Source organism: Neobacillus niacini, from assembly GCF_023715785.1.
Lineage (GTDB): Bacteria > Bacillota > Bacilli > Bacillales > Cytobacillaceae > Neobacillus > Neobacillus niacini_E.
The window spans coordinates 1-1,287 of the sequence record NZ_JAMBOX010000045.1; the positions used below are offsets into that span (position 1 = coordinate 1).

Below are 1,287 nucleotides of genomic sequence, written 5' to 3' on the forward strand. Positions count from 1 at the left end.
AAATAAATAGTCCGGTAACAATGGCGAGAAGGTCACACCCGTTCCCATCCCGAACACGGAAGTTAAGCTTCTCAGCGCCGATGGTAGTTGGGGCGAAAGCCCCTGTGAGAGTAGGACGTTGCCGGGCGGTTTCATATGGAGGATTAGCTCAGCTGGGAGAGCATCTGCCTTACAAGCAGAGGGTCGGCGGTTCGATCCCGTCATCCTCCACCATAAATATTTTTATCATGCCGGCTTAGCTCAATTGGTAGAGCACGGCCGAATAAGCGCCATGAGTATGCTACAGCATACCGACCGAGCTGCTGCTTGCATAAGCTTTCTGAGGTCGGGATGACGTCAACAGAGTGCGAGCGCATGATTTAATTTTATAACTTTTATTATGCCGGCTTAGCTCAATTGGTAGAGCAACTGACTTGTAATCAGTAGGTTGAGGGTTCAAGTCCTTTAGCCGGCACCATTAACGAGCCATTAGCTCAGTCGGTAGAGCATCTGACTTTTAATCAGAGGGTCGAAGGTTCGAGTCCTTCATGGCTCACCATTTGAATATGCGGGTGTGGCGGAATTGGCAGACGCACCAGACTTAGGATCTGGCGCCGCAAGGCGTGGGGGTTCGACTCCCTTCACCCGCACCATTTTATTCATGCGGAAGTAGTTCAGTGGTAGAACACCACCTTGCCAAGGTGGGGGTCGCGGGTTCGAATCCCGTCTTCCGCTCCATTTATTTGCCGGGGTGGCGGAACTGGCAGACGCACAGGACTTAAAATCCTGCGGTAGGTGACTACCGTACCGGTTCGATTCCGGTCCTCGGCACCATTGAATTTGTATATGCGCCCGTAGCTCAATTGGATAGAGCGTCTGACTACGGATCAGAAGGTTATGGGTTCGACTCCTGTCGGGCGCGCCATATTATTTCATTCTTTCGGGAAATAGCTCAGCTTGGTAGAGCACTTGGTTTGGGACCAAGGGGTCGCAGGTTCGAATCCTGTTTTCCCGACCATTTAATTTGGGGCCTTAGCTCAGCTGGGAGAGCGCCTGCTTTGCACGCAGGAGGTCAGCGGTTCGATCCCGCTAGGCTCCACCAACTTTTTTTGAAAAATATATTGACATTAGATTTAAATATTGTTAATATATAAAAGTCGCTTTTGCAAGCGAACGTGATTGTTCTTTGAAAACTAAACAAACAAAAACGTCAACAATAAACATTCATTTCTTTCGAAATGAAGCCAACGTAACTTTATGAGCTAATCAACTCAACTTTATTGGAGAGTTTGATCCTGGCTCAGGACG

9 tRNA genes and 1 rRNA gene are annotated in these 1,287 nt (G+C 48.9%); all 10 read left to right on the forward strand.

From position 1 onward, the window contains the following. Positions 1-10 precede the first annotated feature (10 nt). The 10 genes from rrf to M3234_RS28665 all read left to right on the forward strand — a co-directional run bounded on the left by rrf (position 11) and on the right by M3234_RS28665 (position 1,081). Positions 11-127 (forward strand): 5S ribosomal RNA (rrf, locus tag M3234_RS28620). A 10-nt stretch (positions 128-137) separates the two neighbouring features. After that, positions 138-213: transfer RNA gene (locus M3234_RS28625), tRNA-Val, on the forward strand. A 168-nt stretch (positions 214-381) separates the two neighbouring features. Further along, positions 382-457: transfer RNA gene (locus tag M3234_RS28630), tRNA-Thr, on the forward strand. A gap of 5 nt (positions 458-462) precedes the next feature. Further along, a tRNA-Lys gene (locus M3234_RS28635) sits at positions 463-538 on the forward strand. Positions 539-547: 9 nt separating this feature from the next. Beyond that, positions 548-632, forward strand: a tRNA-Leu gene (locus M3234_RS28640). 10 nt (positions 633-642) lie between these two features. Further along, positions 643-717, forward strand: a tRNA-Gly gene (locus tag M3234_RS28645). 7 nt (positions 718-724) lie between these two features. After that, positions 725-813, forward strand: a tRNA-Leu gene (locus M3234_RS28650). A gap of 14 nt (positions 814-827) precedes the next feature. Further along, a tRNA-Arg gene (locus tag M3234_RS28655) sits at positions 828-904 on the forward strand. Between the two features lie 16 nt (positions 905-920). After that, positions 921-997: transfer RNA gene (locus tag M3234_RS28660), tRNA-Pro, on the forward strand. Between the two features lie 8 nt (positions 998-1,005). Next, positions 1,006-1,081 (forward strand) — tRNA-Ala (locus M3234_RS28665). The last annotated feature ends 206 nt before the right edge of the window (positions 1,082-1,287 follow it).